This window comes from Nostoc sp. DSM 114161 (assembly GCF_052692665.1).
On record NZ_CP195141.1, the window covers coordinates 7,814,858 to 7,838,486 of the forward strand.

General features: G+C 42.0%; 20 protein-coding genes. 8 read left to right on the forward strand and 12 right to left on the reverse strand.

Translation table 11 applies throughout. The features are described from left to right. Positions 1-35: 35 nt before the first annotated feature. The 5 genes from NSTC745_RS32725 to NSTC745_RS32745 all read right to left on the reverse strand — a co-directional run bounded on the left by NSTC745_RS32725 (position 36) and on the right by NSTC745_RS32745 (position 5,869). On the reverse strand, positions 36-917 hold the full coding sequence (locus NSTC745_RS32725) for a hypothetical protein (RefSeq protein ID WP_445634746.1): 882 nt from the start codon (positions 915-917) through the stop codon (positions 36-38). Between the two features lie 214 nt (positions 918-1,131). After that, positions 1,132-2,076 carry a translation elongation factor Ts gene (gene tsf / locus NSTC745_RS32730; RefSeq protein WP_445634747.1) on the reverse strand — a complete coding sequence of 315 codons (945 nt, stop codon included), beginning with the start codon at positions 2,074-2,076 and terminating at the stop codon, positions 1,132-1,134. A gap of 226 nt (positions 2,077-2,302) precedes the next feature. Continuing rightward, positions 2,303-3,100 carry a 30S ribosomal protein S2 gene (rpsB, locus tag NSTC745_RS32735; protein WP_445634748.1) on the reverse strand — a complete coding sequence of 266 codons (798 nt, stop codon included), beginning with the start codon at positions 3,098-3,100 and terminating at the stop codon, positions 2,303-2,305. Between the two features lie 229 nt (positions 3,101-3,329). Further along, positions 3,330-4,379 (reverse strand): hypothetical protein, encoded by a 1,050-nt coding sequence (locus NSTC745_RS32740; protein WP_445634749.1) that lies wholly within the window; start codon positions 4,377-4,379, stop codon positions 3,330-3,332. A 254-nt stretch (positions 4,380-4,633) separates the two neighbouring features. Beyond that, positions 4,634-5,869: a hypothetical protein gene (locus NSTC745_RS32745; protein ID WP_445634750.1), complete on the reverse strand. Its 1,236-nt coding sequence runs from the start codon at positions 5,867-5,869 to the stop codon at positions 4,634-4,636. Positions 5,870-6,481: 612 nt separating this feature from the next. On the opposite strand from NSTC745_RS32745, the gene NSTC745_RS32750 reads away from it, so the two are divergent. From NSTC745_RS32750 to NSTC745_RS32765, 4 genes are all read left to right on the forward strand, one after another. Next, positions 6,482-8,410: an alpha-amylase family glycosyl hydrolase gene (locus tag NSTC745_RS32750; protein ID WP_445634751.1), complete on the forward strand. Its 1,929-nt coding sequence runs from the start codon at positions 6,482-6,484 to the stop codon at positions 8,408-8,410. Positions 8,411-8,436: 26 nt separating this feature from the next. Beyond that, on the forward strand, positions 8,437-8,586 hold the full coding sequence (locus tag NSTC745_RS32755) for a hypothetical protein (RefSeq protein ID WP_445634752.1): 150 nt from the start codon (positions 8,437-8,439) through the stop codon (positions 8,584-8,586). Between the two features lie 143 nt (positions 8,587-8,729). After that, on the forward strand, positions 8,730-9,599 hold the full coding sequence (locus tag NSTC745_RS32760) for a Uma2 family endonuclease (protein ID WP_445634753.1): 870 nt from the start codon (positions 8,730-8,732) through the stop codon (positions 9,597-9,599). Positions 9,600-9,702: 103 nt separating this feature from the next. After that, complete coding sequence (locus NSTC745_RS32765) at positions 9,703-10,857, forward strand: S-layer homology domain-containing protein (protein WP_445634754.1); 1,155 nt, start codon at positions 9,703-9,705, stop codon at positions 10,855-10,857. A 495-nt stretch (positions 10,858-11,352) separates the two neighbouring features. Here NSTC745_RS32765 and NSTC745_RS32770 read toward each other — a convergent pair whose 3' ends face one another. Next, entirely contained in the window at positions 11,353-11,790 is a 438-nt protein-coding gene (locus tag NSTC745_RS32770) for a CAAD domain-containing protein (RefSeq protein ID WP_445634755.1), read from the reverse strand. A gap of 712 nt (positions 11,791-12,502) precedes the next feature. Between NSTC745_RS32770 and NSTC745_RS32775 the strand changes: the two genes are divergently transcribed. Beyond that, positions 12,503-14,227: an ATP-binding protein gene (locus NSTC745_RS32775; protein ID WP_445634756.1), complete on the forward strand. Its 1,725-nt coding sequence runs from the start codon at positions 12,503-12,505 to the stop codon at positions 14,225-14,227. Positions 14,228-14,528: 301 nt separating this feature from the next. On the opposite strand, the gene acsF is transcribed toward NSTC745_RS32775, so the two are convergent. Beyond that, the gene (gene acsF, locus NSTC745_RS32780) at positions 14,529-15,605 is read right to left on the reverse strand and encodes a magnesium-protoporphyrin IX monomethyl ester (oxidative) cyclase (protein WP_445634757.1); all 1,077 of its coding nucleotides are present in this window, start codon (positions 15,603-15,605) and stop codon (positions 14,529-14,531) included. Positions 15,606-16,353: 748 nt separating this feature from the next. On the opposite strand from acsF, the gene NSTC745_RS32785 reads away from it, so the two are divergent. Further along, positions 16,354-16,851 (forward strand): TM2 domain-containing protein, encoded by a 498-nt coding sequence (locus NSTC745_RS32785; protein ID WP_445634758.1) that lies wholly within the window; start codon positions 16,354-16,356, stop codon positions 16,849-16,851. 61 nt (positions 16,852-16,912) lie between these two features. Here the strand turns inward: NSTC745_RS32785 and NSTC745_RS32790 are convergent, their stop codons facing one another. Both NSTC745_RS32790 and NSTC745_RS32795 read right to left on the reverse strand, forming a co-directional pair. Next, entirely contained in the window at positions 16,913-17,563 is a 651-nt protein-coding gene (locus tag NSTC745_RS32790) for a DUF2996 domain-containing protein (RefSeq protein WP_445634759.1), read from the reverse strand. A gap of 229 nt (positions 17,564-17,792) precedes the next feature. Then, positions 17,793-18,854: a DMT family transporter gene (locus tag NSTC745_RS32795; RefSeq protein ID WP_445634760.1), complete on the reverse strand. Its 1,062-nt coding sequence runs from the start codon at positions 18,852-18,854 to the stop codon at positions 17,793-17,795. Between the two features lie 256 nt (positions 18,855-19,110). On the opposite strand from NSTC745_RS32795, the gene NSTC745_RS32800 reads away from it, so the two are divergent. Continuing rightward, positions 19,111-19,473: a hypothetical protein gene (locus NSTC745_RS32800; RefSeq protein ID WP_445634761.1), complete on the forward strand. Its 363-nt coding sequence runs from the start codon at positions 19,111-19,113 to the stop codon at positions 19,471-19,473. A gap of 447 nt (positions 19,474-19,920) precedes the next feature. After that, positions 19,921-21,195: an ATP-binding protein gene (locus tag NSTC745_RS32805; RefSeq protein WP_445634762.1), complete on the forward strand. Its 1,275-nt coding sequence runs from the start codon at positions 19,921-19,923 to the stop codon at positions 21,193-21,195. A 213-nt stretch (positions 21,196-21,408) separates the two neighbouring features. On the opposite strand, the gene NSTC745_RS32810 is transcribed toward NSTC745_RS32805, so the two are convergent. From NSTC745_RS32810 to NSTC745_RS32820, 3 genes are all read right to left on the reverse strand, one after another. Then, complete coding sequence (locus NSTC745_RS32810) at positions 21,409-21,801, reverse strand: DUF309 domain-containing protein (RefSeq protein ID WP_445634763.1); 393 nt, start codon at positions 21,799-21,801, stop codon at positions 21,409-21,411. Continuing rightward, entirely contained in the window at positions 21,798-22,163 is a 366-nt protein-coding gene (locus NSTC745_RS32815; protein ID WP_096537849.1) for a ferredoxin thioredoxin reductase catalytic beta subunit, read from the reverse strand. Before NSTC745_RS32815 ends, NSTC745_RS32810 begins: the two co-directional genes overlap by 4 nt. Positions 22,164-22,409: 246 nt before the next feature. Continuing rightward, positions 22,410-23,573, reverse strand: a complete 1,164-nt coding sequence (locus NSTC745_RS32820; RefSeq protein WP_445634764.1) for a DUF58 domain-containing protein — start codon at positions 23,571-23,573, stop codon at positions 22,410-22,412. Between the last annotated feature and the right edge of the window lie 56 nt (positions 23,574-23,629).

Here is a 23,629-nt window from a genome sequence, read left to right on the forward strand (position 1 = left end):
CAAAGGACAATTGACAATTGACAAAGAACAAATGACTAATTTTCAAACCAACTAGCACGCCAGGCAGCTTCAGCTTCAGCAACTGCCCTTTCTGTAAGTTTCTTTTGATACTCTCGTTCTAGCTTGCTTAGCTGAACTAAGATACCCCGGATCTGTCTGCGTTCGGATGAGAGTGTAGGGTCAGCAAATTCAATTTCCCCCAATCGCAAATTAATAGCCATAATCTGCGTCAGACTAGAATCTTCTGATTGCTGCTCGTTTTCAACTTCAATTATTAAGTTTAATAAATTAGGCGGTCCTGGCATTACCTCAGCAGATGCTTCTGATGCAGCCGCAGCCGCCGCTGCTAAAATCGGTTCTGGTAATTTTTTAGGTAATATTCCAGTTTTTTGTAATAAAACATTAGCATCATGGGAAACTTTTTTCAGTATCTCTTGGGTAACCTCTTCTAAGTTCTGTTGCCATTTTGCCAGTTCTATAGGACTAGAGGTGTCTGGAGATGAGGGGGATGAAGGGGACAAGGGGGACAAGGGGGACAAGGAAGACAACGAAGAATCTTCTCCCTCCTCTGCCTTGTCTTCCCACTCTGCCTTGTCTCCCTCTGCTTCCTCATCTCCCTCATCTTTGCCAACTTCCTCACTGTTAATAAAAGTAATCAACTGCTCGGCTGCTACTTGACCTAACTTGCGGATGGCTTGTTGCAAATGTTGGCGTTGATTCAATGACAAATGCAGGAAGTTTTCGGGATACCCTTGAGTACAAAGGTGATAAGTAGCTAGAATCAACTGTTTTTGTAAACTTACTCCCAAGGTGGCTAGATAACTAGCATAAGCAGTTTGCAGTTCTAGAGCGATCGCTCTAATCGCTTCTTTGAGTGCTGCAATATCCCGCTCAATTCGCTCGATTGCTCTTGCCATAACTTCTCGTTCTTAACCCATATCAACTATTTCATAGTACAAATGCACTTATTTTTAGGATAACTTTCCCAGGCATTTTAAATTCTGAATTATATGCGAAATTTCACTGTATTAATAAAATACAGGTCAGGCTATTGGCTTGACCTGTCTGGTAAAGGGTCATTGGTCGCTTATCCTTTACAAATCACAAATGACCAATGACCAATGACTAATATTACTTGCCACCCATTTGCGCGGCGACTTCTTCAGCAAAGTTACTTTCTTGCTTTTCAATGCCTTCGCCCAGTACATAGCGGACAAAGCGATTTACTTGGATGTCTTCGCCTACTTGCCCCTTGACTTGCTTCAACAATTCTTCTACAGAAATACTTTGATCGCGAATATAAGGTTGATCTAGCAAAGTCAATTCTTTGAGGCGTTTGTCAATCCGTCCCTGAACAATCTTTTCTTTGATGTTATCTGGCTTGTTTGCCAAATCATCCTTGCCCATTTCAATATCTTTTTCTTTTTGGGCGACTTCGGCAGGAATTTGAGCTAGGCTGACATATTCGACATTGGGGCAGGCTGCAACTTGCATGGCTGCGTTCCGTGCCAAGCTTTGGAACTCTTCTTTAGCAGCAGCTGAATCTGTTTGGGAACCCAGCTCTACCAATACACCAACTCGACCGCCAGTGTGAATGTAGCTGTCCACGATACCTTGCGTGCCTTGTGCTAGTGCAAAAGTGATAAAACGACGCAGTTGGATGTTTTCGCCAAGCGTGGCAATAGTTTGCTTGATGAATTCATCTACAGTGACGCTTTCATTTTCAATATAGGGTTGAGCTAACAAAGACTCAACACTATCGGCGGTCACTGCTTGCTTTGCCAGGTTCTTGACTAAAGCTTTAAAAGCTTCGTTACGAGCCACAAAATCGGTTTGGCAGTTGACTTCTATGAGTACACCCACTCGACCGCCTGGTTGAATGTAGGTGTCTACTAGACCTTCTGCTGCAATGCGATCGCTTTTTTTACCCGCCGAAGTGATGCCTTTTTTCCGTAGCCAGTCTGCGGCTTCTTCTATGTTGCCATCAGTTTCTTTCAGCGCCTTTTTGCAGTCCATCATGCCAGCGCCAGTTTTTTGGCGTAGCTCTTGGACGAGTTTTGCAGATATTTCCGCCATGTTCCCTCAATTCCTAAACTTGACCTCGAATTATAATCGCTGACCTAAATTTAGTGCTGAGTCACCGAAGTTCAAAGCAACTTGAGCCGCTGTGACTTTTGGCTTTTTGAGTGTTGAGTTATCAATTTAAAATTGACAACTCGCAACTTCAAAAATCAAAACTCAGCACTATCCAATTTGCTGGGTATTTCTATCTTACTCAGCAGTTTTGCCCAAGCATGAAGGACTATTCTTCATCTTCATCATCATCGGGAATCAGGCTGTCAGTATAGTCGCTTTCCTCGTATTCTTCGTCATACTCAGCGCCGTCGTAATCCTCGTAATCTTCTTCGACATCGAGTTGACCGTGACGACCTTCATAAATGGCATCCGCCAATTTTCCGACTATCAGCTTAATCGATCTGATGGCATCGTCGTTTGCAGGGATAGGGATGTCAACCACATCTGGGTCGCAGTTTGTATCCAGCATGGACACAATGGGAATGTTGAGTTTTTGGCACTCTTGAACAGCATTATATTCCCGGCGTTGGTCTACAATCACCACGATATCGGGCACTTTTCGCATTGTTTTAATGCCACCCAAATATTTTTGTAGCTTCGCCATTTCCCGACGCAGCATCGACGCTTCTTTTTTGGGCAATAAATCTAATGCGCCACTTTCTTCGCGTCTTTCCAAATCTTTAAGGCGGTCTACTCGTGTTTTAATAGTTGTCCAGTTGGTCAACATTCCGCCTAACCAGCGCTGGTTAATGTAGTGCGAACCGCAACGGCTGGCTTCTTGAGCAATAATTCCAGCAGCTTGCCGCTTTGTGCCGACGAAAAGAAATTTCTTTCCTTGCTCTGCCTGCGATCGCATATAAGTATAAGCATCTTCCATCAACTGGGCAGTCTGCACCAAGTCGATAATATGTACGCCATTACGGGAAGTGTAAATGTAAGGCGACATTTTTGGGTTCCAACGCCGGGTCTGATGCCCAAAGTGAACCCCTGACTCCATCATTTGAGCCAATGAAACAACTGGCATAAATTTTTAACTCCGATTCGGGTTAAACCTCCATCCAAGCGTATTTCCCAATTGAGAAACACCCGAATTCTTAGATGTGCGAGATTAGTCAACCATACTAGGTTAGCATATTCGCTAAATTTAGGGCATTGGGCAAAACCCTTCGGGTAGGGAAAAGGTGAAAGGGAAAAGGGAAAAGGTAGGTTTATTCCCTTTGCCCTTTGCCCCTTGCTTTTTGCCCCATGCCCAATTATGCAAACTCGATAGTATCAACAAACTCTAAAATATTTTCCTTGATATATTCGGCTTCTTCTTCGATGGAATCGGGTGTTTCGCCGTTGAAAAAGCTGTGCTGGCTGCTAACTATATACAAAAATTCGCCACTGATGAAAGTTAGTATCCCTCGATACGCGTCTAATCTGACGGCAGTTCCATTATTTTCTTGCTTGGAAATCGTTGAACCTTTGGGCATATCAACTAATGCATAGTAAGCCCCGGACAAAGTATCTTCTAAATATTCCGTATATTCTACACTAGCATTTGGTACATTTGCTAAGATTGCTTGGGGCACGTACTTGTCTACTAAAATTGATTGTAAATATTTTTGTTGTCCAACAGATTCCAGTTCCTCTAACTGTTCGGCAGGAAAAGGATAGTAGTCAATTCTCAGCAAAGTGCCGATGTCATCAGAAAAGCCCACTACTCCTTCCTGGCTTTGAATTCTACCTCCATTTTCGGGATCGACTGGCACCAGCACTGTGAAATTACCTAAGGGAGATTTATAGGTCTGTTGGGCATATTCATCTATAACTACTGTTTCATCTTCGTCATCTGCATATTCCTCCTCTTCTGCTTCTTCAAAGGCTGCAATTACCTCTTTAACGATTTCCTCTGCTTCTTCATCTTCAAGTTCCAAGGCTGTTTGTAGCTTTTTGAGGTAGCCTTGTTTTTGTTTGGGGATGGCGAGTTCATCGTCTAAAAGTACTATCACCCCAGCGGCGAAACCATCGAGTACTAATTCATCGGAGAGAGAAATTTTAGCGGTATTAAATAAAGCACCAAGCCCCTCGTCTTCTGCAATACCTATGAGTCGATCTACAATTTCAACAATTTCATCTTCCGAGTATTCTTCAAAAACCTCGAATTCCCAAAGGATACCTGCTAAGCTTTCTGCATCGACATCTTCAATGGATAAATCAGCTATAGCTGTTACAGTTGCGATGGCGGCCACGGCTTCCTCTGGACTTAGCGATTCCTCTGAGGTCTCGGATGAGTTAAAAATCTTGTCATATTTGCTCATAATTGTTACCAGGATCGATTGCTTTATAGTAATAACAGTTTGAAAGTGACAATGGTCAGTTTAGCAATGGAGTGAATCTCCAAAAGAAAAACTCCAGTAATACGCGGGTTACAAGAATGTAGAATTTGAGATTTGCGATTAAAAATCTTTACCAAAAGACTTTTCAGTAGAATTTCCACAAAATAGATAGATCGCAATAAAATCCCACTACCAAGGATAAATATTTCATCCTCCCCTATTCCCCACTCCCTTTTTTATTCCTCATCCCGATCCACTATATACAGGAAGCGTTCGGCAATATTGTCGTAAAAATTTGCATCGAACCAGTAACCTTGGTGTCCTTGGCCGCCCCAAGATGCTTCATATTTCATTTCAACATTATCTAGGTTTTCGTAGTAATCTAGGTGACCGCTGATTGGATCTTTGAGATGGTAGTAATTGACCCAACGAACTCGATCGAGTTTGCATTCAACTGGACTTTTGATTGAGTATTGATTTTTTTGTGTAAATTCTGGTTTCACACGGAAGGAGTTGAGGTGTTCTAAAATCCGCTGCCTAATATACTGTCCCTCCTGTGCTACCTCTCGGAAGAAAAAGGCGATTTTATCTAGTGGCGAACCAAAGGTAATTAACCCTTTAATTTTATCTAATAAAAGATTTTGATTCTCATCTGGAGAAAGGCTTGCTTCAACACACAGAAGGTTTAACGTGTCGTAAGCAATACAGCTACCAAGGGAATGTCCAGCTATTATTACTTGGTCGTAATTTGCTTGTTTATCTTTAAGAATTGCTTTCAGCAATGTTAAAGATTCCCTCAGTATTTGCTGACGAATTATTCTATAGGGGGATTTTGGATCAGTGGTACTATAGATAGTTATATCACCAATAAAATTAACCAAAGGTGGAGTGACAAGTTGTTTACTTAACTGCCAAGCTGACTGAAGAAAACGACCTTTGAGAAATGGCCCTGCTAAAAACAGAATTAACCAAACTGCCATTCGTAATACTGGATATAAAAAGTTAAATATCCGCAGTAATATAGTCAGCGATCGCAGGCGATATGTAAAAAAACTTTTCCTATTTCTGTTAGCCAAAAGGCTATCTAATAGATCTTTATTTTCCTTGCGATTATAAAACTTAATTGTGCCATCTAGAGTTTGTTCTGCCCATTGCAAAATCTCAGGTACGGTGATTTTATTTTCTGTATAAGCTGACCAGTAGTACTCGTGAACATCAATTAGCCAATCTTCATTGCTGTCAGTTGGTTTCAGTCTCACAAAGCTTTCTGTCCAAACAGACCCGGTTGAAAGCCTACGTTTAGCAATTAGATGTTCTAGATTGAAATCAAAACTTTGTTTATCGAAATATTTAAGGAAATTATGGGTGAAAAAGTCTACAGTTTCAAAAGGATTTTGTTCGCCAATACCGTGGATGAACAAAAATGCTGTGCGACCTTTGAGCAATCTCACCCTTTTTTGTTTATCTGTCATATGGGTTTTTCAATTTAGTTGTGTAGGATTAGTGGCGGATCAAATCCACCACTAATTGATTCAGAATTCTAAATTCTCTTTTAATTCTTATTTACTTTATTACTTTATTGAAAAATATCGAAGATAATTAGTTATTTTTTAAACAATTAATTTCACTCAATTTATTTATGAAGCTTAACTAACAACTGTCATACCGTATGTGTCCACTTTACTCAAATATAAGTTAGTTTCGGTATTTTAATAATTAAGTATCAAATATTACTATTTTATCTTGTTAACAAGTGATGACATTAAGAGCTAATTTGTCAACTCAAGTAAAGTACTTGTCTAGTAAGGGTTTCAGTAATTTAAGTCAATACAGCGTTTATTCGCTGAAACTTAAACCTAGTAATGAGTTGAGTACCCTTAAAATTTTCTTTACGAATCAGCTCTAATAGCTGCTACATTCTTTTGTTTTTATCCTCTAGCAGATGAATTATATCTGCCGATAGAATTATAAACTAGCTAGCGATAGATACCTACATCGCGGGCCAGATGTCACAATACCGACGTTTGCAGTTACACAAGATATTCAAAACACATACTGTAATTAAGTGAAATTTTGAGTTTTTTATGGTAAAAACACCTCCATCTCAATTCTCGCCAGAACAATACACAGTTGATTCTGCAACGGAAAAAGTAGAAGCTTTAATACAAGCGCCGCCATCAGAGACTGAGATCGATCTAGACTTTCTGTACACTAGGGATATTGAATTTCGTCAGGAGACAATCTACTTTCTTGTGGTCGATCGCTTTCATGATGGCGATCCAGATAATAGCGAAGGTGCAAACTCAGAACTCTACGATCCAACTAGGCAAGATTGGGGTAAGTACTGGGGTGGCGACTTGCAAGGTGTGATTGACAAACTGGATTATCTCAAAAATATGGGAGTTACCGCCCTTTGGTTAACTCCGCTGTTTGAACAGGTAGAAGAGTTATTTGTCGGTAATGCAGCGCTACATGGTTATTGGACAAAAGACTTTAAGCGACTTAATCCTCGGTATATTGCTGATGGCGAAAACCCTTCTTTAAACGCTACTCAAGAAGAAAAAAATACCACCTTCGATCGCTTAATCACCGAACTGCACAAGCGCAATATGAAGCTGATATTAGATATTGTCTGCAACCATAGCAGTCCTGATACCAGCGGTAGCAAAGGTGAATTGTATGATGATGGCGTCAAAATTGCCGACTTCAATGATGATGTCAATCACTGGTATCACCACTATGGCGAAGTGCAAGACTGGGAAGACGATTGGCAAGTGCAAAACTGTGAATTAGCTGGTTTAGCAACTTTTAATGAAAACAATAGCGATTACCGACAGTATATTAAGTCAGCAATCAAACAATGGCTAGACCGGGGTGTAGATGCGCTGCGGGTGGATACCGTCAAGCACATGCCGATTTGGTTTTGGCAAGAATTCACTGGTGACATCACCAATCACAAACCAGATGTGTTTATTTTTGGTGAGTGGATTTATAGTCATCCTGGTGACGATCGCTCTGTGGAATTTGCCAATCACTCAGGCATGTCCATGCTGGACTTTGGGCTATGCGTAGCGATTCGGGCAGCACTGGCGCAAGGTTCTGAAAACGGATTCCATACAATTCAATATATTTTTGACCAAGACCATCGCTACAGTGGGGCTACAGAGTTAGTCACCTTCATCGATAACCACGATATGCCCCGCTTCCAATCGCTGAACCCCGATCCAGCGATGCTAAGGGTGGCGATCGCCTTGATTATGACATGTCGCGGTATACCGTGTATATATTACGGTACAGAACAGTATCTACACGACGACACTGACGGCGGTAACGATCCATATAATCGCCCGATGATGGAAAGTTGGGATAAAGATACAGAGATATATCGTTATATTAGGTTATTGTCTGGTTTACGGCGACTCAATCCCGCAGTATCAATGGGTAGCCATTGGCAAAAATACCTAACAAACGACGTTTATTGTTACGTCCGCCGCTATCGAGATTCAGTGTGTTTTGTAGCTTTAAACCGGGGAGGAGAAGTTACCCTACCAGAAGTAGAAACAGAATTACCTGATGGCGAACATACTTGTGTAATAACTCGCAATAAATATGAAGTCAAAGACGGTAAAATCTACGACTTAGTACTTGAAGAACGGGGAGTAATTGTTTTCAGCCACGTAGGAGAACGGATTAAAGGGCAAACCATAGTCCGCGTCCAACTTAATGGCGTGCAAACTCAGCCTGGTGAAATCATTGTTGTGACTGGAGACTGCCCAGAGTTAGGCAACTGGGATATCAGCAAGGCCTATCCGTTGGAATACATCAATACTAATACTTGGTTTGCGGAGATTCCCTTTAATGAGAGTACGGGCAAACTGATTGCCTATAAATATGCCATGTGGCGGGAAGGGCAATCGCCCCTACGGGAAAATCTCGTTAACCGCCGCTGGGTGATTGCCAAAGAAGGCACCGTTAAATGGCGTGATACCTGGGCTACCGGGCGGGAATCGTAGAATTGGTGATTGGGTAAGCGGGGAGTGTGGGAGGTGTGGGAGGTGTGGGAGGTGTGGGAGGTGTGGGAGGTGTGGGAGGTGTGGGAGGTGTGGGAGGTGTGGGAGGTGTGGGAGGTGTGGGAGGTGTGGGAGGTGTGGGAGGTGTGGGAGGTGTGGGGGGTGTGGGAGGATGGTGAAAAAATCTTTCCCCCCTCTCTCCCCACACTCCCCACACTCCCCACACTCCCCCATCCCCCCACACTCCCCACCTTTCCACTAAATGCGTCTGTGCTTGTTAAACTAAAGAGCAAACCTTACAAAGAGTGCAAAGGCAGTCCTTATGACCTCTGCAACCGATCCATCCACAGCCCTTACTCCTTTTCCAGACCACACCCAGCTTCCTGAGTCTGACGGTAGTTTTGTGAAAAATTGGCAAGAGCATCCCCAAAGTATCTTACTAACTGACTCGATTACACCCGTTCTTAAACAATTACATCCTGATGGCCAATATTGTATCGGTCAGGACTTAGGTATTTACTGGCGGTTGACAGACCCTCTAGAAAAAGGTGCCGAAGCACCAGATTGGTTTTATGTCGCAAATGTACCGCCTTTGCTGGATGGACTAACGCGCAGGTCTTATGTACTCTGGCGAGAATTTATTGCACCGTTGATTGTGTTGGAATTTGTCTCTGGGAATGGCGATGAAGAACGAGACATAACTCCTTGGAAGGGTAAATTTTGGATTTATGAGCAAGTGATTCGTCCTCCCTTCTACGGCATTTATGAAGCGAACAAAGCGAATCTCGAAGTCTATCATTTAATTGAAGGCAAGTATCATTTACTACGAAAAAATGAACGAGGACGCTATTATATTCCCTACTTAGAAGTTGAATTAGGTTTATGGCAGGGAGTTTATCAGAATGTAGAATTACCTTGGCTGCGTTGGTGGGATTTACAAGGTAATTTGTTGCTGACTGGTTCAGAAAGGGGCGAACAAGAAGCCCAAAGAGCCGAACAGGAACGCCAAAGGGCTGAACACGAATCACAAAGAGCAGAACAGGAACGCCAAAGAGCCGAACAAGAAGCCCAAAGAGCCGAACAGGAACGCCAAAGAGCCGAACAAGAAGCCCAAAGAGCCGAACAGGAACGCCAAAGGGCTGAACGTCTAGCTGCTCAATTGCGATCGCTCGGTCTGGAACCAGAAGTATAATATTTTGCTACGAAATTATGAATAGCAAATGACTGGTGTAAAATTACCATCTGTGGCTTAATTTGTTTAGACACAGATTTTACTGCTACCAGGTGCGATCGCGATGACAAATAGACCTCCTTCTGAACCTGAGTCATCTCAAAGAAATGCCCTTGGCTTTGATGAATTTATAGCCATTCTAGTTGCCTTCACCACTATTGGAGCAATTCTTTTTTGGTCGTTGTCGCGCAGAGATTCTAGTTGGAATTTCAACAGTTTGCTCTCACCTTCCCCCACTCCTTCTAGTAGCGTTCAACCAAATCAAGTATTGCCTTCCCCTACTCCTAAAGTAGAACCAAATGCAGCCCCCACCTTCAACTCACCTGCGGCTGTTGAACCTAAAGCACCTTCATTGCCGAATAATAGCGCAACTCCTTCTCCTGAAGTGTCACCATCTGCTGAGGTAAGGCCGACTCAATCTCCACAACCACAGATACCTGTATCCTCTTCATTAGGGTTTGAGTCATCAATTAGATCGGCAGCGTTGCCTTTAGTAACTCCAGCAAAGCCAAAATCAATTATTCCGCCGCCAATTGCATTTAATGATGTCCCTAATAACTTCTGGGGTCGCCGTTTTATAGATGTTCTTTCTTCTCGTGGTATTCTTAAAGGATTTCCTGATTATTCTTTTAGACCAAATCAGCCTGTAAATCGTGCTGAATTTGCTGCCATATTAGAAAAAGCTTTTAATCAAGAATTGTCTAAGAATGCGATCGCATTTCAAGATGTACCGACAACATTCTGGGCAAATTCAGCAATTAACCAAGCCATCAGTAGCGGATTTCTCAAAGGCTACCCGAAAAAAACCTTCAAGCCACAAGAAAATATTTCAAGAGTACAGGTTTTAGTTGCCCTTGCTAGTGGATTGAATTTAAGAACACCTACTTCCGCAAATCAGATTTTAAGTATTTATAAAGATGCTAAAGATATTCCGCCATATGCTAGGGATAAGATAGCTGCTGCTACAGGTAATGGACTTGTGGTTAACTATCCAAACCCAGAAGTCCTTGCTCCTAATAAAGTAGCGACTCGTGGTGAAGTGGCGGCGATGATTCATCAAGCTTTAGTCAAACAAGGCAAATTAAAGGGAATTTCATCTGAAAACATAGTGCGTAGGCGTAGCCAGCCGCAGGCATCGCCAAATATATCTCCACAACCATCAAGCACTCCAAAACAGAACCCAAAAGCTAACTTATCAGCAGGCGGCTCATCCCAATAAACAGAAGTCACGTTGCTTCTCTACGAGACGCTCTTGCTAGCTTGCTTCACCGTAGGGGTACGCTGCGAATTCAAAATTCAAAACTTGTACTGAGCGTAGCCGTTGGCGCAGCCTCTCGTAGAGAAGTATTCAAAATTCAAAATTAACGATCCCCATATATTCAGTTGCTTGTATCCTTTGTCTTTTCGGTCATAATTCAGAATTTTGACAAAATTCGCTCCCCGTTTTTAAGAAATCAAAAAGCTCAGCTTTACCTATACCAATTCCAACAATTTTTGCAACACATTAACGATTTGTAGGGTAGGACAGCAGTGCTACCCTACCCAATGTATTTGTTGCATTCTTTTTTCAAATTGGTATTAAATAAAAACTTCTCCTATGGAAGACGCTACGCCTAGCAAAATCGCGACGAGTGGGTGGAAACTCACAATCAAGCGTGATTTTGAATTAGAGCATTAGCGTAACGTCTTTGGAGGAGAAGCAATAGTTCAGATATTAAGCTTCTGGAACTTGTTTACCAACAACTTGTGATTTAAGAGTAGTGATTTCAGTAGTTAACTCTTTCCTGGTTGAGGCTTTGAGTAAATAGCGGTAAACAAACCAAACAGAGTAACCAATACCAATCAACTCAAAAGTAGGAGCAACCAAGGGAATATCATTTAGAGCATCTAATACTGCCAAGAGTACTTTAACCCCAACAATTGCTCCCACAATTAGGCCAACGCTAACCAGGGGCTGCTTATATTGGTTAAAGAAGTTTCCTACGTATTCAGGTAATGATGCTAAAAAGCTAGAAATTTGCTCCCCATATTTTAACCATTCGTCTTGGGGCTGCGCGGGAGGCTGGAGTTTGGTAATGGTTCCCGTTTGGCTGTTGATTTCTGGCACTGTAGCCTCTCTGGATGTGGTTTCCGTAAATTCTTGTTCTGGCATTTTCACTCCCAATAAATTTGACTGTTGAGTTTTTCTAATTTTGGATAATTACAACCAAAAGCCTGTTGATGAGGTAATGTACGAGTCCATTACTACAATTGGGTCAAGGGCAGAAAACGGTTTTAGTATCCTATAACCATAATTGCCCGTAACATCTACTGCATCAACTACAAGGTAGAAAATCAGTAGAAGCATATAACTCACAAGGCAGCATAATGTATTATAATCAGCCTCCTGAGTTGTATTTTTTGTCATCAACTGAAATCCTCAGGTTGTAGATTATCTGATTTCGTGTCATTTGCCCATAATCGTACTAAATCTAGGTACAAATCATGCAAAAATTAATCCACCTCTCATTTATATAAGCTTAAAAGCCGATTTTATCCGATATTAAAGCTATCTTAAGGCGGGGCATGGGGCATTGGGTATGGGGCATTGGGTACGGGAAAAGGTTAAAGGGAAAAGGGAAAAGGAATAAATTTAATCTTTCCCCTTTTCCCCTTACCCCTTTCTCCTTGTCCTCTTCCTATGCCCAATGCCCCATGTCCTATACCCAATGCCCCATGTCCATAAGCTTATCCTAATTATTTGGTAACTAATGATTTGCTCTTGCTATAAAAGAGGATAATCTAGATGTTAACCACCAGTTGAAGTGTTTGCACAAGCTAGACTGATTTGGTGATGTTTGCGGGAAGGCAAGGAGGTTTGAGAAATGCCGACTCAAAAGCCAACCCCTATTGACAGCAGTTCAGAAAACAAAAAAGTGTCAGCGTCAGAGCCATCAACAGACGAACTCCCGACTATAGAATTTCCCTCGCGAGGGAAACTCAAAGCCAGTTCTTGGCGCATCCATCAAAAAATTGGCTATGGCTACTTTGTAGCTATTGGAATTGGCTTTTTTGGTTCGTTGACTGGGTTGGTAATTGCCAACTATTACCGCGGAAGGGAAGTCAGGCAATTCAATCAAGCCTACGAACAAGGACAACTACTGAGTAATTATAAGGATGCAGTAGTAGGGGCACAATTGCATAGTTCCAACTTAGTTGCTGTGTTGGAAGATTCAGAACGGTTACGAAGCAAAAAAGCTGATTTTCTCAAAAGTTTTGAAACAGCTAAGCAACTAGAGTCAGAAATTAACGGATTTATTGACACTAAACCTAAGAGACTAGCCGCTACAAGTTCTACTTTACAGACTTTATTGCAAGATTATAAAACTAATTTAAAAGCTTATGTTGACCAAATAGAAGCGGTTTTAAACAAAATTGACTCCCAGCCAGTACGGCAAGAGGAAATTTCCTTGGCGCGATCGCAGTTATTAGAGATTATACGTAGCGATACAGCCCTGCGGCTAGATCAGCTTTCGCAAAACTTGACTAATATCCTGCAAACTGCGGAAGATCAGGAGCAAGAAAAGCAAAGATCCGTTGAGGAAGCAAAAGTAGTTGAGCGATTCATTGTAATTGCGAGTATGCTGGTTTCCGTGGCGATCGCAGCTATTGTCGCTTGGCGGACTAGTCGAGCGATCGCCGAACCGGTGATCGTTGTCACCCAAGTGGCTGAACAAGTGGCGAGGAAATCTAATTTTGATTTGCGAGCTCCCATCACCACTGAAGATGAAATTGGCCTGCTCGCCAAATCTCTAAATCGTTTGATTGAGGCAGTTTCTGAGCGAACTAGAGAATTACAACAAGCCAAAGAACTAGCTGAAGCTGCTAGCAAGGCAAAAAGCATATTTCTCGCAAATGTCAGCCACGAGTTACGCACGCCCTTAAATGCTGTGATTGGCTTGAGCCAACTTCTAGAAGATGACGCTACCGATCTTGGTTTATCGCCAGACTTTATCACAGACTTAGAAACAATTAACTCTGCTGGTAAACATCTATTGCACTTGATTAACGAAATCCTCGACTTGTCAAAAATTGAAGCGGGGAAAATGACTCTCTATCCAGAAACATTCGAGATTGCGACGCTGATTCATAACGTCGTCCTCACAGTCAAACCAGCTATAGAAAAAAATGCCAATATTTTAGAAATAGATTTGGATGAGCAACTTGGCACTATGTACGCCGATCAAACTCGGATGCGCCAGGTGTTATTAAATTTACTTAGCAATGCAGGTAAATTTACGACAAACGGCAAGGTAACTCTGACAGTTAGAAGAGAAAAAGACGATTTTAGACTAGAAGCTCCTTTAGGGAGCATTACTTTTACTGTCACTGACACAGGCATAGGTATGTCTCACCGTCAACAGCAGCAGTTATTTCAACCTTTTACACAAGGGGATACATCAACTACCAAAAGATACGGCGGTACAGGACTGGGTTTAGCAATTAGCCGTCACTTTTGCCAGATGATGGGTGGTGAAATTATTGTTCACAGTCAGCCGGGAGTTGGTTCTACTTTTACTATTCGTCTGCCAATGACTGTGCAGGAATAAAACGGGTGGCAGCGAGTTTGGATACGCGTTAGGTTTCTAAACTAATAATCGTTTTAGCTAGCGTATTATGCTGCTAGCGTTGCCTTTGGACAGAAAAATGAAGCAGAGGCAAGCAAAAAGCTATTAAATCAGCAAAATCTCAGTAGCAATGGGAAATACTGTTGCTATTACATTTGCGAGCAAGTCATAAGTGTTACAGAGTAGTACTTATTTGGGAACACTTAAATGCAAACAGGTAAGCATAAAAAAAGTGGTTCTGCAATCAACAGAACCACTAAAGCTTTCGCAAAACTGTAATAACTTAACGAACTACGCCTTGAGCAGAAGCAGCATCAATGGGTTTCATCAAGTACAGCCGTAACAACTGCCAGCCAGTGGAGACGAGAGTTGGCAGTTTTTGGAAGAATTGCAGGAATTTGGGAGTATTGGAGTTAGCGATCGCACTCAGCTTCTCGTTATTTTTTACACAAACATCCAATCGCTCATAAAACTCTGGATTATCGACATCCAGCATCAGCGGGAATACTCTACCTGCGGTTTCGTTGGTCTTCTTAATTACATGGATATCGTATTCTCGCGCATCCAGCCCAAGGGTGGCATAAAAGTCTTTACGTTGGATGTCATTGAGATACATTGTTGCAAACACTGACAACAAGAAGAACCGACTCCAGAGCCGTGCCTTCCAATCATTGAGCATTTGCGGTTGGGATTTCATTATGGCATCAAAGAAATCACCGTGACGGTTTTCATCTTGACACCAGTTTTCAAAGAACCGGAAAATTGGATAAATCCGGTCTTCGGGATGTGTTTCTAAATGACGATAAATGGTGATATAGCGCCAATAACCAATCTTTTCAGAAAGATAAGTAGCGTAGAAGATAAATTTTGGCTTAAAGAAGGTATAATCGCGGCTCTTAGTCAAAAACCCTAAATCTAGGGACAGATTAAAGTCCGACATGGCTTTATTCAAAAAGCCAGCGTGACGTGCTTCATCCCGTGACATCAGGTTAAAGCACTCTGCCAAGACGGGGCTTTTGTCTTTCAAGCGACGGCCGAGTTCTTTATACAGCAAAAATCCGGAAAACTCTGCCGTACAGGAACGTTCTAGAAATTCAACAAACAACCGACGAGTGTCTCCATCAATATGATCCCAGGATTGTTCAAACTCGGCATCCCGAACAAAGTGATGGCGGTTGTAGTCAGCGCGAAATTCTTCGAGAATGGCTCTTAGTTCGTCTTCGTTGACGGAAATATCCATCCGCGCCATTTCATCAAAATCGGTAGTATAAAACCGAGGTGTTAACAGGGTTTCTTTCGCGGGAACTTTAATTCCTGGCCGTATTTCTTCAAAGCCTGGTTTTTTGAGGGAATCTACCATGTCTCGATTGCAATGAGTGTCTTTATTATCTTGAGTACACCAGAAAGCCAAGGATAATGCTCTGGCAACGCTCAACAGCCGACAAATAATTCATTTGTATAAAGTTCAGTCTACCAAGGCGCGGGCGACAAACAAGTAAGCAAAACATTAAGAGTTGCAACAATAATTCCGCTTTTGCGGAATCGACAATGGGCAATTGGTAGTCAAATTAACATCGGCAACCTGAGATATTCCACCTAGTCTCCAGATTAGAAATTGCCATTCATATCGCACACAACCTCTTTTTGGCTGTGCAAAGTCAAGCAATTTAAAACCTATGGAGGTGGATTTTCTACGTATAGTCCAGCTAGTGCTTTGGCGTTCGGCTCCTAGACTGCAAACAACTGGCGCGATGGGAGTTGGTTGGTACGATCGCAGTCATTTTCTGTCGTTCTGACTACAATAAATAAAGCGGCCTTATCAATAAGTTGCTCATCTTGAAATTAATAATCCATGACTGGCACGACTAGTAAATACTCCTAATGACTTTACTCCGTAGCTCGCACCATTATTAATAATTGTAGACAAGGCACTTTTCATAACATAAAAATCGGGGTTTTAGCGGATACTCAGCAGTGCCAAACTAGAAAAATTCTCATCAAATGACTGGTGCAAGATATTAACTTAGCTATCCATACTGTTCTCCAATAAAACAGTATGAGACACCCATTTTAGACAACAAGAGCAAATCCAAAGGGTTAACAACAAGATGAATCCTGAAAATAATCAGCATAAAGACCGACTTCTTGTTTCTTACATCTTGTGTGGAGTCGGATTTTTTGGCTTAGGGGGACTACACCGCTTATACAATGGCAAGATCGGGACGGGATTGTTATGGCTGTGTACTTTTGGTTTATTTTACATTGGGCAGGCTGTGGATTTGCTTCTCGTCCCTAGTATGGTTGACGAATACGAGACTAATCTAAGACTAAAAGCAGGTGTATCCCCATTTGGTGTACCTTTAAATCAGCCTACAGCGATCGCCACTCAAGTTCACCCCCCAACTGGTAATCAACTGATGATTAAACTCATTGAAGTGGCGGAAAGTAGAGGTGGTAGTCTTACTGTCACCCAAGGGGTAAAAGGCACGGGAGCTAGCTTCGCTGAAGTAGAAAAAGTTCTCAAAGAAATGTATAAATCAGGTTATGTAAAAATTGATAACGACCCCATTACTGGAGCCGTTACCTATCATTTTCATGAACTTTAATTGTTCTTTGTCATTAGTCATTTGTCTGAAATGCTAATGACCAATGATCAATGACTAATGACTAATTTATACCTAGCCACTTTTGACCATCTAAGCGCTGCACTAGGCCAAATACCAAGAGGTCTAGTGTAGTTTTGCGCTCATCAATTAAGAATGACTCAAGAGTACTGGGTTGTTTGCCTTCATTACAAGAAAAACCCTTTTTCCCTTGAATATCTTCTTCAGGAAAATACAAATTAAAATTGTACAGACCGTTTTGCCAACTGCCGATAACTTGCCAGGATTCTTCAGCGGATTCAAAGCCTTTGATTGGAACTTTTTGCTTAGCAAAAGCCACTTTTAAATCTTGGACACCTTGCTGAGAGATCGCTTTTTGTAAAGCTGGCAAGTAGTCTTGCTCAATAAACTCTACAAATGGTTTATCTTCAACAGATGGGGCTTTTTCCTTCTTAGCTTTTGCGGCGGCAGGTTTTTCTTCTCCTGCGGCAGCGGCGGGTTTTTCTCGCTTAGCTGAGGCCGCAGCAGGTTTAGCAGCATTGGGGTTATCTTCGGGGTTTGCGGCTTTAGGATCTGGCGCGTTGGCAGTAGGGATGTCTGTCGCTTCGGGTGAGTTTGTACTAGGAGCATGTTCTTCAGCGACACTAGGAGCCTGCTTGTCAACAGTGCTGGGAGCTACTTCTCCGGCTTCATTGTGGTTAGGTTCTTCTGCCATTACTCAGGTCAATCCTTTACTCTTGCTTGATTGAGCGATCGCTCACCTTGAGATATCGGGTATTTTCATTTTGACATACTAGTGCAACTGTGAAGAATCGGGAGATGGGGAGGTGTGGCAGAGGAAGCACGGGAAAAGGTTAAAGGTTAAAGGGAAAAGGAATAAATTTAATCTTTCACCTTTTCCCCGGTTGGTGAGCTTGTCGAACCATACCCCTTTCCCCATACCCTTAAATTCCTTTAAACCCCATATTAGTTTCTACCTGTTGTTGTGTTTGCATGGAATTGACTTTCGCAAAGGCAAGTTTGCTATGAGTCTTATGCCTAATGCCCAGCTGGCTCAAGGCTATGCCTAATAAAATCAAGCTACCGCCAATATATTGAGCTAAGGTGGGTACTTCACCTAAAACTAGATAGGCTGCTAGGATGCCTGCAATTGGGCTAAATGAGCCAATTAAGGTAGCCATAGATACAGTGGAAGTTTTTAGTCCTTTAATCCAGAATGACTGACCGACTACTACAATCAATCCACCATATACAAACATCCACTGCCAAAGAAATGGCGAAAGTACATCAGCAAAATGATTTCTGCCATAAAGTATTAAAGCAAGAAAGAAAAAGATTACAGTTCCTAGTGCAGTCCGAAAGATACTATAGATTCCCAAAGGAACCTGTGTAAGGTATTTCTTGCCAATAATCGTAGAAGCGGATACAGCTACCGATCCTGCTACTGCCAAAAGTTCTCCTATGCCTAAACTCAAACCTCCCATATTCATCATCGCTTCTTGTGGGGGTTGGAGAATAATAGTTAGGATAACGCCAACAAAGGCGGCGATCGCTCCTGCAATTTCCCAAAGATGTACTCGTTCGCTCAATAACCAAATCGATAAAACCAGAGTTAACGGTGGTTCTAACCGTCCAACTAAGGTAATGTTATTTACCCCTGTCAGTGCCAGTGCTTGAAAAATTAAGCCAGGGGCAAGCGCTCCTGATAAGGTGGCTACTGCTGTGAGACTGACCCAATCTTTCTTAGAAAGCTGGTTCAAAGTCGTTTTGTTCCACTGTCGCCCATAAATTAGAATTAGAAGTATCAAGGCACACAGGTTGCCTACAAACAAAACATTACACAAAGAAATCGGATTGCGACTCCCCATAAAATGTTGGGCACCAATTTCTGTAAGCTTGCGGGTGACTGCGCTAGATGCTCCAAAAATTAGCATTGCTAGCCAGAGATATGTTTGTCCGGAAATTGTTTTAGGGATGAGGCGAGGTGGTCTTTTGGGTCTAGTCACAATAACATCACCGCGATCGAAGCATTGTTAATTATATTAATTTGCATTATTCAGGTTAAAAATGAGGTTTTGCTGAAAAAATACTTAAATTAACCTCTTATTTATAACCACCATTGTTACCTGAAAAAATGCTGAGAATTGACTAAATTTTCTTCAGTAAGAAATTCAGGAAATTACTGTCTTAGTTTCAGTTCTGCTTCAGTGCCAACTGCGATGCTGTGGTTGTTCGGAATAAATGAGACTTCAGGAGTAACAAATGAAACTTGCACCACTACTCACCAGTGTCGCTTTGGTTGGTTTTTTCACAGTTTGGGATGCGCCACTCAAGGCGATTAATCCTTCATTAGTTCAAGCATCAGCAGCCGAAGAATTCTCTGTCTCACAAAAAATAGACTTGCTCACTAAAAGTAAAGGCCAAATTGGTAGTGGCGACCAACTGCGTCGTTTCTTCTTCGGAGATCTGGAGCCAATTGGTATCCAACCAGGTGGAGCAGGTCATGTAGTTAATCTTTATAACAAAGCTAATGATATTACCTTCTCTTACTGTTCAACTTATGATGTAATTGTCGCCATTAAAAAAGGTAAAGTGGCAAAGTTCGATGCTAATGAAGTGAAGTAAGTTAAGAAGCGATCGCCTGCAAAAATTAAATTATTTATTAACAAGAACCCCGACTTTTTTGAAAAGTCGGGGTTCTGTAATTTTCAATTCTAGCCTTGGTATTCTTCTAGTGTAGTGCTAATAACATCATTTACATCGCATTTCGGGTAAATGAAGTACGCGGGTAGGGGCACAATATATTGTGCCCCTACGATTATCTGTACCTCATCAAGTTGCAATCTGCTGTAGTTTTAGCTCTGGGATTGTTGTATAAATTTACATTTGATTTAAGTAAAATTTTATAATTTATTTGTATACAAATAACATAAATTTTTAGTAAAATCTTTTTTATCTTAACCTAAATTAGTGAGTTACTACTTACAGTTATTTTTTAGATAAATGCCTCAGATTCTGAATTCTGAATTTTTCTTTTTAAAATTATTTTTCTAAGTCATGCAATATGCATCCATGAGCAAAACCAGTGATGATGAAGCATTTTTACATAATCAAACTTGGCAGCGCGAGCGACAAATCATAGCACGTTTGTCTTCTTTAAACTATCGAACTGGCGAACTGGGAAGCTATTTGCATAACATTGCCTGTGGAGTTAGCGAATTAATTAGAGTAGATTGGACAGTTGTCACTTTTTGTCAAGAGGGTTTTGAAACTGTTCTAGCGAGTAGTTTGGAAATGGCGGAGGATGCGCCGCGTGTTTATGCTTTGCATGGTCGGCTAATCGCGACAGTTTTGCAAATTGGGCGTACATTAGCAGTTAAAGATGCTGTGGCTAATCCAGAGTATGGCAAACCTGCGCCTGGTTATCGAGCATATTTGGGAATACCGTTACAAACTTCTGAAGGGCAAATATTTGGTACTATTTGTTCTTTTCATCGTCAGCCAAGGGAGTTTTCTGGTGATGAAATCCAAATTGTAGAATTATTTGCAGAACGAGCAGCTACAGCGATCGACCACTATCATCTCTATCAGCAACAGTGCCAATTTAATCATATTTTGGAGGCTGAAGTAGAAAAACGCACAGCAGAATTACGAGCAGCCCAAGCCAAACTAGTAGAACAAGAACGACTGGCAGCTATTGGTGAATTTGCTGCTATTATTGTCCATGAAATTCGTAATCCCTTGACTACAATGCTCATGGGATTAAAGTATTTCCGAAAAACTATTCTTACTGAGCCTGCTCAAGAAAGATTAGCATTAGCACTGAGCGAAGCTAGTCGTCTAGAACGTCTATTGAGCGAAATTTTACTTTATGCTAAACCCCAAGTTTTGCAACTTTATGAATTGGACGTAAATGGATTCATTGATGAGTTACTTTTATCCATACATGAAATGCCAGAAGCTGTGGAACGACAAATTGAATTTATTCCAGCATCGTCTACGATAAAAATTTTGGGAGATAAAGACAAACTTAAACAAGTATTTATTAACATTGTTCGTAATGCTTGTGAAGCAGTAGCATCGAGAGATATTATTAAGTGGACAGTAGATCTATCCCAGGCAGATAAAGTCTGTATTAATGTCCAAAATAGTGGCGAACCAATTCCAGCAGAAGTTATCGCTAAGCTTGCTACGCCATTTTTCTCTACAAAACCTTGTGGCACTGGACTAGGGCTTGCTATTACCAAACGCATAGTCAATGCTCATAATGGGGAGCTATTAATCTCTTCTGAACTGTTAACAGGAACTACTGTGACTGTTGAATTACCTGTAGTTAATATTCAGTAGTGGCGGGGCAAGACTAAAATGTTGCAATAAATTTTATTGTGGGATGGGTGTCCTCACTCGTCTGGGCGGGCTTTCCGGCCCACCCCACAATAGCTAAATTTTATGCACCATTTTAAGCTTGCCACGCCATTACAATAAGAACAAAAGAAAAACAAGACAAGAAAGTAATTTTCTCTCTATCTTCCTTGTCTTTCTTCACCTGCTTAAACTCAATCAATCGCTAACTAACACAATTCTCGGTAAAGATAGGGCTTGATTTTCACCCAAGTCACCAGCATTAATTTTATCTGCTCCTATTTGTTGCAATGTCTTCAACAATGCTACGCTTTGACTCAATAGCTCATCTATATCAATACCGCCGTAACTAGATGGGTAACGCCGCAGGCGATTGCTGCCTTCTCCCAGCAGAATTACCGCACCTCGCCAGTTACGATTTTCTAGATGATATAGTGCTACAGCAATTTGCAGAATGCCTTGATAAAAGTTTTTTTCTGGTTCGCTGGCTTCAATCCATAGGGCCTCTAAAGTGTCATGGCAGGCGTAAAACTGACCAGAATTGAATTGTTCTATGCCTTGCCAAAACTCTTGGGGCATGGTTTCGCTCATCCCATGCTGTCTCGCACTTCTTTAATTGTTTCCAAAGAAATTTCTTGTTTGTCTCCAGCAAACTCATTTTCAGGCGTGAGGAATAACATGCAGTGACATTCTTTGCGTTCTCTCATTGGTACGCAGGGACAGTTCCAATATGTGGCGTGAACTTCAGCTTCTTTATCTTCGTAGTGGCGACAGGGACATAAAGGCGCACCCAGCTCGTCTTTATGTTTGGCTAGTCCTTCAATCACTACTGCGGTGACTGAAGGTTCAGAACAGAAGTATGTTCCAGTACGCTTGGCGTATTGTTCAGAAAAATGCCGCATTGCCTCAAGGCTTTTATCGCTGGATTTTGTGTTAACTTCTGATGAGATCATGTGGATCGGGCACTCATAATTTAAATATTTCTTTGCATTGTACCTCAGCCGCAGTAGGGGATTACTGGGTGTATTTCCCCAACATTAGCCGCTGAGATTGTTTTACCTTTGCTCAAACGCTTATATGTGTGGCGTCTTGGGATCGCAGAGAATCTAAGAAATCACAGAAGCCTAACTTCTAAGCTTATCAAAATACAGCGTTGCATCTTCCGGCAGAACTAAAAGTTTTTTTTACGAAAGTGTTAATTAATATGAAGCTAATGTTTTTTGCAGTTGGGGTTGTAGTGGGCGATCGCTTTGCAAAACTATACCAGGATGCTCCCAATTGATAACTTCTGGTTCTGGTAGCGAGGAGATATTTTGCCACAAAACCCAACGACTACCTTGAGGCAAAGTAGCAAGGCTGTGGGAGTTTTGAGTCAGCCAAATTAAAGGATGGCTTTTGGTAACTGCTGTGCTGGTATCTTCTTGGGTAGTTGTTGCTGCTAGGGTTTCTAAAACAAAACGCTCACCTTTAATTAAACCTGTGGATGCTGTCCACAGTTGCACCTGTAGTTGCTGCTTTTGTGCATAAAAATACAATGAGGCTGCGGCGATTACTGCTTGCTCAAAGTTTTCTTCTTGCCAATTGCTAGCACTGTCAAGGGCAATAACTATCTCTTGTCCTCCAGTAACCATTTCTAACTCTCGTACCCGTAATTCTCCGTAACGAGCGCTAGTCCGCCAGTGAATTAGACGGGTGGGATCTCCGATGCGGTAAGGACGTAGCGATCGCACTAGTCCGGTTGTCGCTGTCTGCAAAGGTTTACCAATAGAATCGCTTCTTTTGCTTTCTTCTTGCCCCATTTCATCCACTAGGGGGCAAGTAGCCAAGGGTAATACTGTCGGATAAACAATCGCTATAGCAGCGCAATCGCGCCGACGACGACACCAAAACAACCCCAAAGGCGCACCAGAACCGAGTTCGACTGTGTGCCAGCGGTAGACGCCCCGGCGCTCGGTAGGGTGATAATATACCCAACGGTAACTGCCTAGACTAGGAATTGTGTCGATCGCCTTTTGTACTGGTTTGCCCAAGACGAAAGGCAGCGTATCCTCGACTTGCAACAAGCTGACAGCGTGCTGTGTCTGATTGCAGATTTCTAACTCCACCCTCAACTCATCACCTGCTGACACAGGCGCAACGGGACGGCGGGTGATGGATAGGTTTGCGAGCGATCGTGGTGGTAATATCGCTGCTACTGCCAAAAGGGCAAAACTGATGCCGCTAATGGCGTACAGCCAACCAGCCATCGTATTGATACCTGCGCCAAAAAAACAAATAGCCGTAGCCGCTAGTACCCAACCGCCGTATGCAGGGGCACTGGCGCGGGTTTCTAAAAAGTTGGTGATGGGTTTGATGATTCTCATAGTTTCTTTTTTAACCCAACACCACCCGAAATTCACAGTCTTTTAGAAGCTTGTGA

Coding starts and splice junctions, on each gene's coding strand:
- NSTC745_RS32725 (WP_445634746.1), bottom strand. CDS start 917: ATGGCAAGAGCAATCGAGCGAATTGAGCGGGATATTGCAGCACTCAAA.
- tsf (WP_445634747.1), bottom strand. CDS start 2,076: ATGGCGGAAATATCTGCAAAACTCGTCCAAGAGCTACGCCAAAAAACT.
- rpsB (WP_445634748.1), bottom strand. CDS start 3,100: ATGCCAGTTGTTTCATTGGCTCAAATGATGGAGTCAGGGGTTCACTTT.
- NSTC745_RS32740 (WP_445634749.1), bottom strand. CDS start 4,379: ATGAGCAAATATGACAAGATTTTTAACTCATCCGAGACCTCAGAGGAA.
- NSTC745_RS32745 (WP_445634750.1), bottom strand. CDS start 5,869: ATGACAGATAAACAAAAAAGGGTGAGATTGCTCAAAGGTCGCACAGCA.
- NSTC745_RS32750 (WP_445634751.1), top strand. CDS start 6,482: ATGGTAAAAACACCTCCATCTCAATTCTCGCCAGAACAATACACAGTT.
- NSTC745_RS32760 (WP_445634753.1), top strand. CDS start 8,730: ATGACCTCTGCAACCGATCCATCCACAGCCCTTACTCCTTTTCCAGAC.
- NSTC745_RS32765 (WP_445634754.1), top strand. CDS start 9,703: ATGACAAATAGACCTCCTTCTGAACCTGAGTCATCTCAAAGAAATGCC.
- NSTC745_RS32770 (WP_445634755.1), bottom strand. CDS start 11,790: ATGCCAGAACAAGAATTTACGGAAACCACATCCAGAGAGGCTACAGTG.
- NSTC745_RS32775 (WP_445634756.1), top strand. CDS start 12,503: ATGCCGACTCAAAAGCCAACCCCTATTGACAGCAGTTCAGAAAACAAA.
- acsF (WP_445634757.1), bottom strand. CDS start 15,605: ATGGTAGATTCCCTCAAAAAACCAGGCTTTGAAGAAATACGGCCAGGA.
- NSTC745_RS32785 (WP_445634758.1), top strand. CDS start 16,354: ATGAATCCTGAAAATAATCAGCATAAAGACCGACTTCTTGTTTCTTAC.
- NSTC745_RS32790 (WP_445634759.1), bottom strand. CDS start 17,563: ATGGCAGAAGAACCTAACCACAATGAAGCCGGAGAAGTAGCTCCCAGC.
- NSTC745_RS32800 (WP_445634761.1), top strand. CDS start 19,111: ATGAAACTTGCACCACTACTCACCAGTGTCGCTTTGGTTGGTTTTTTC.
- NSTC745_RS32805 (WP_445634762.1), top strand. CDS start 19,921: ATGAGCAAAACCAGTGATGATGAAGCATTTTTACATAATCAAACTTGG.
- NSTC745_RS32810 (WP_445634763.1), bottom strand. CDS start 21,801: ATGAGCGAAACCATGCCCCAAGAGTTTTGGCAAGGCATAGAACAATTC.
- NSTC745_RS32815 (WP_096537849.1), bottom strand. CDS start 22,163: ATGATCTCATCAGAAGTTAACACAAAATCCAGCGATAAAAGCCTTGAG.
- NSTC745_RS32820 (WP_445634764.1), bottom strand. CDS start 23,573: ATGAGAATCATCAAACCCATCACCAACTTTTTAGAAACCCGCGCCAGT.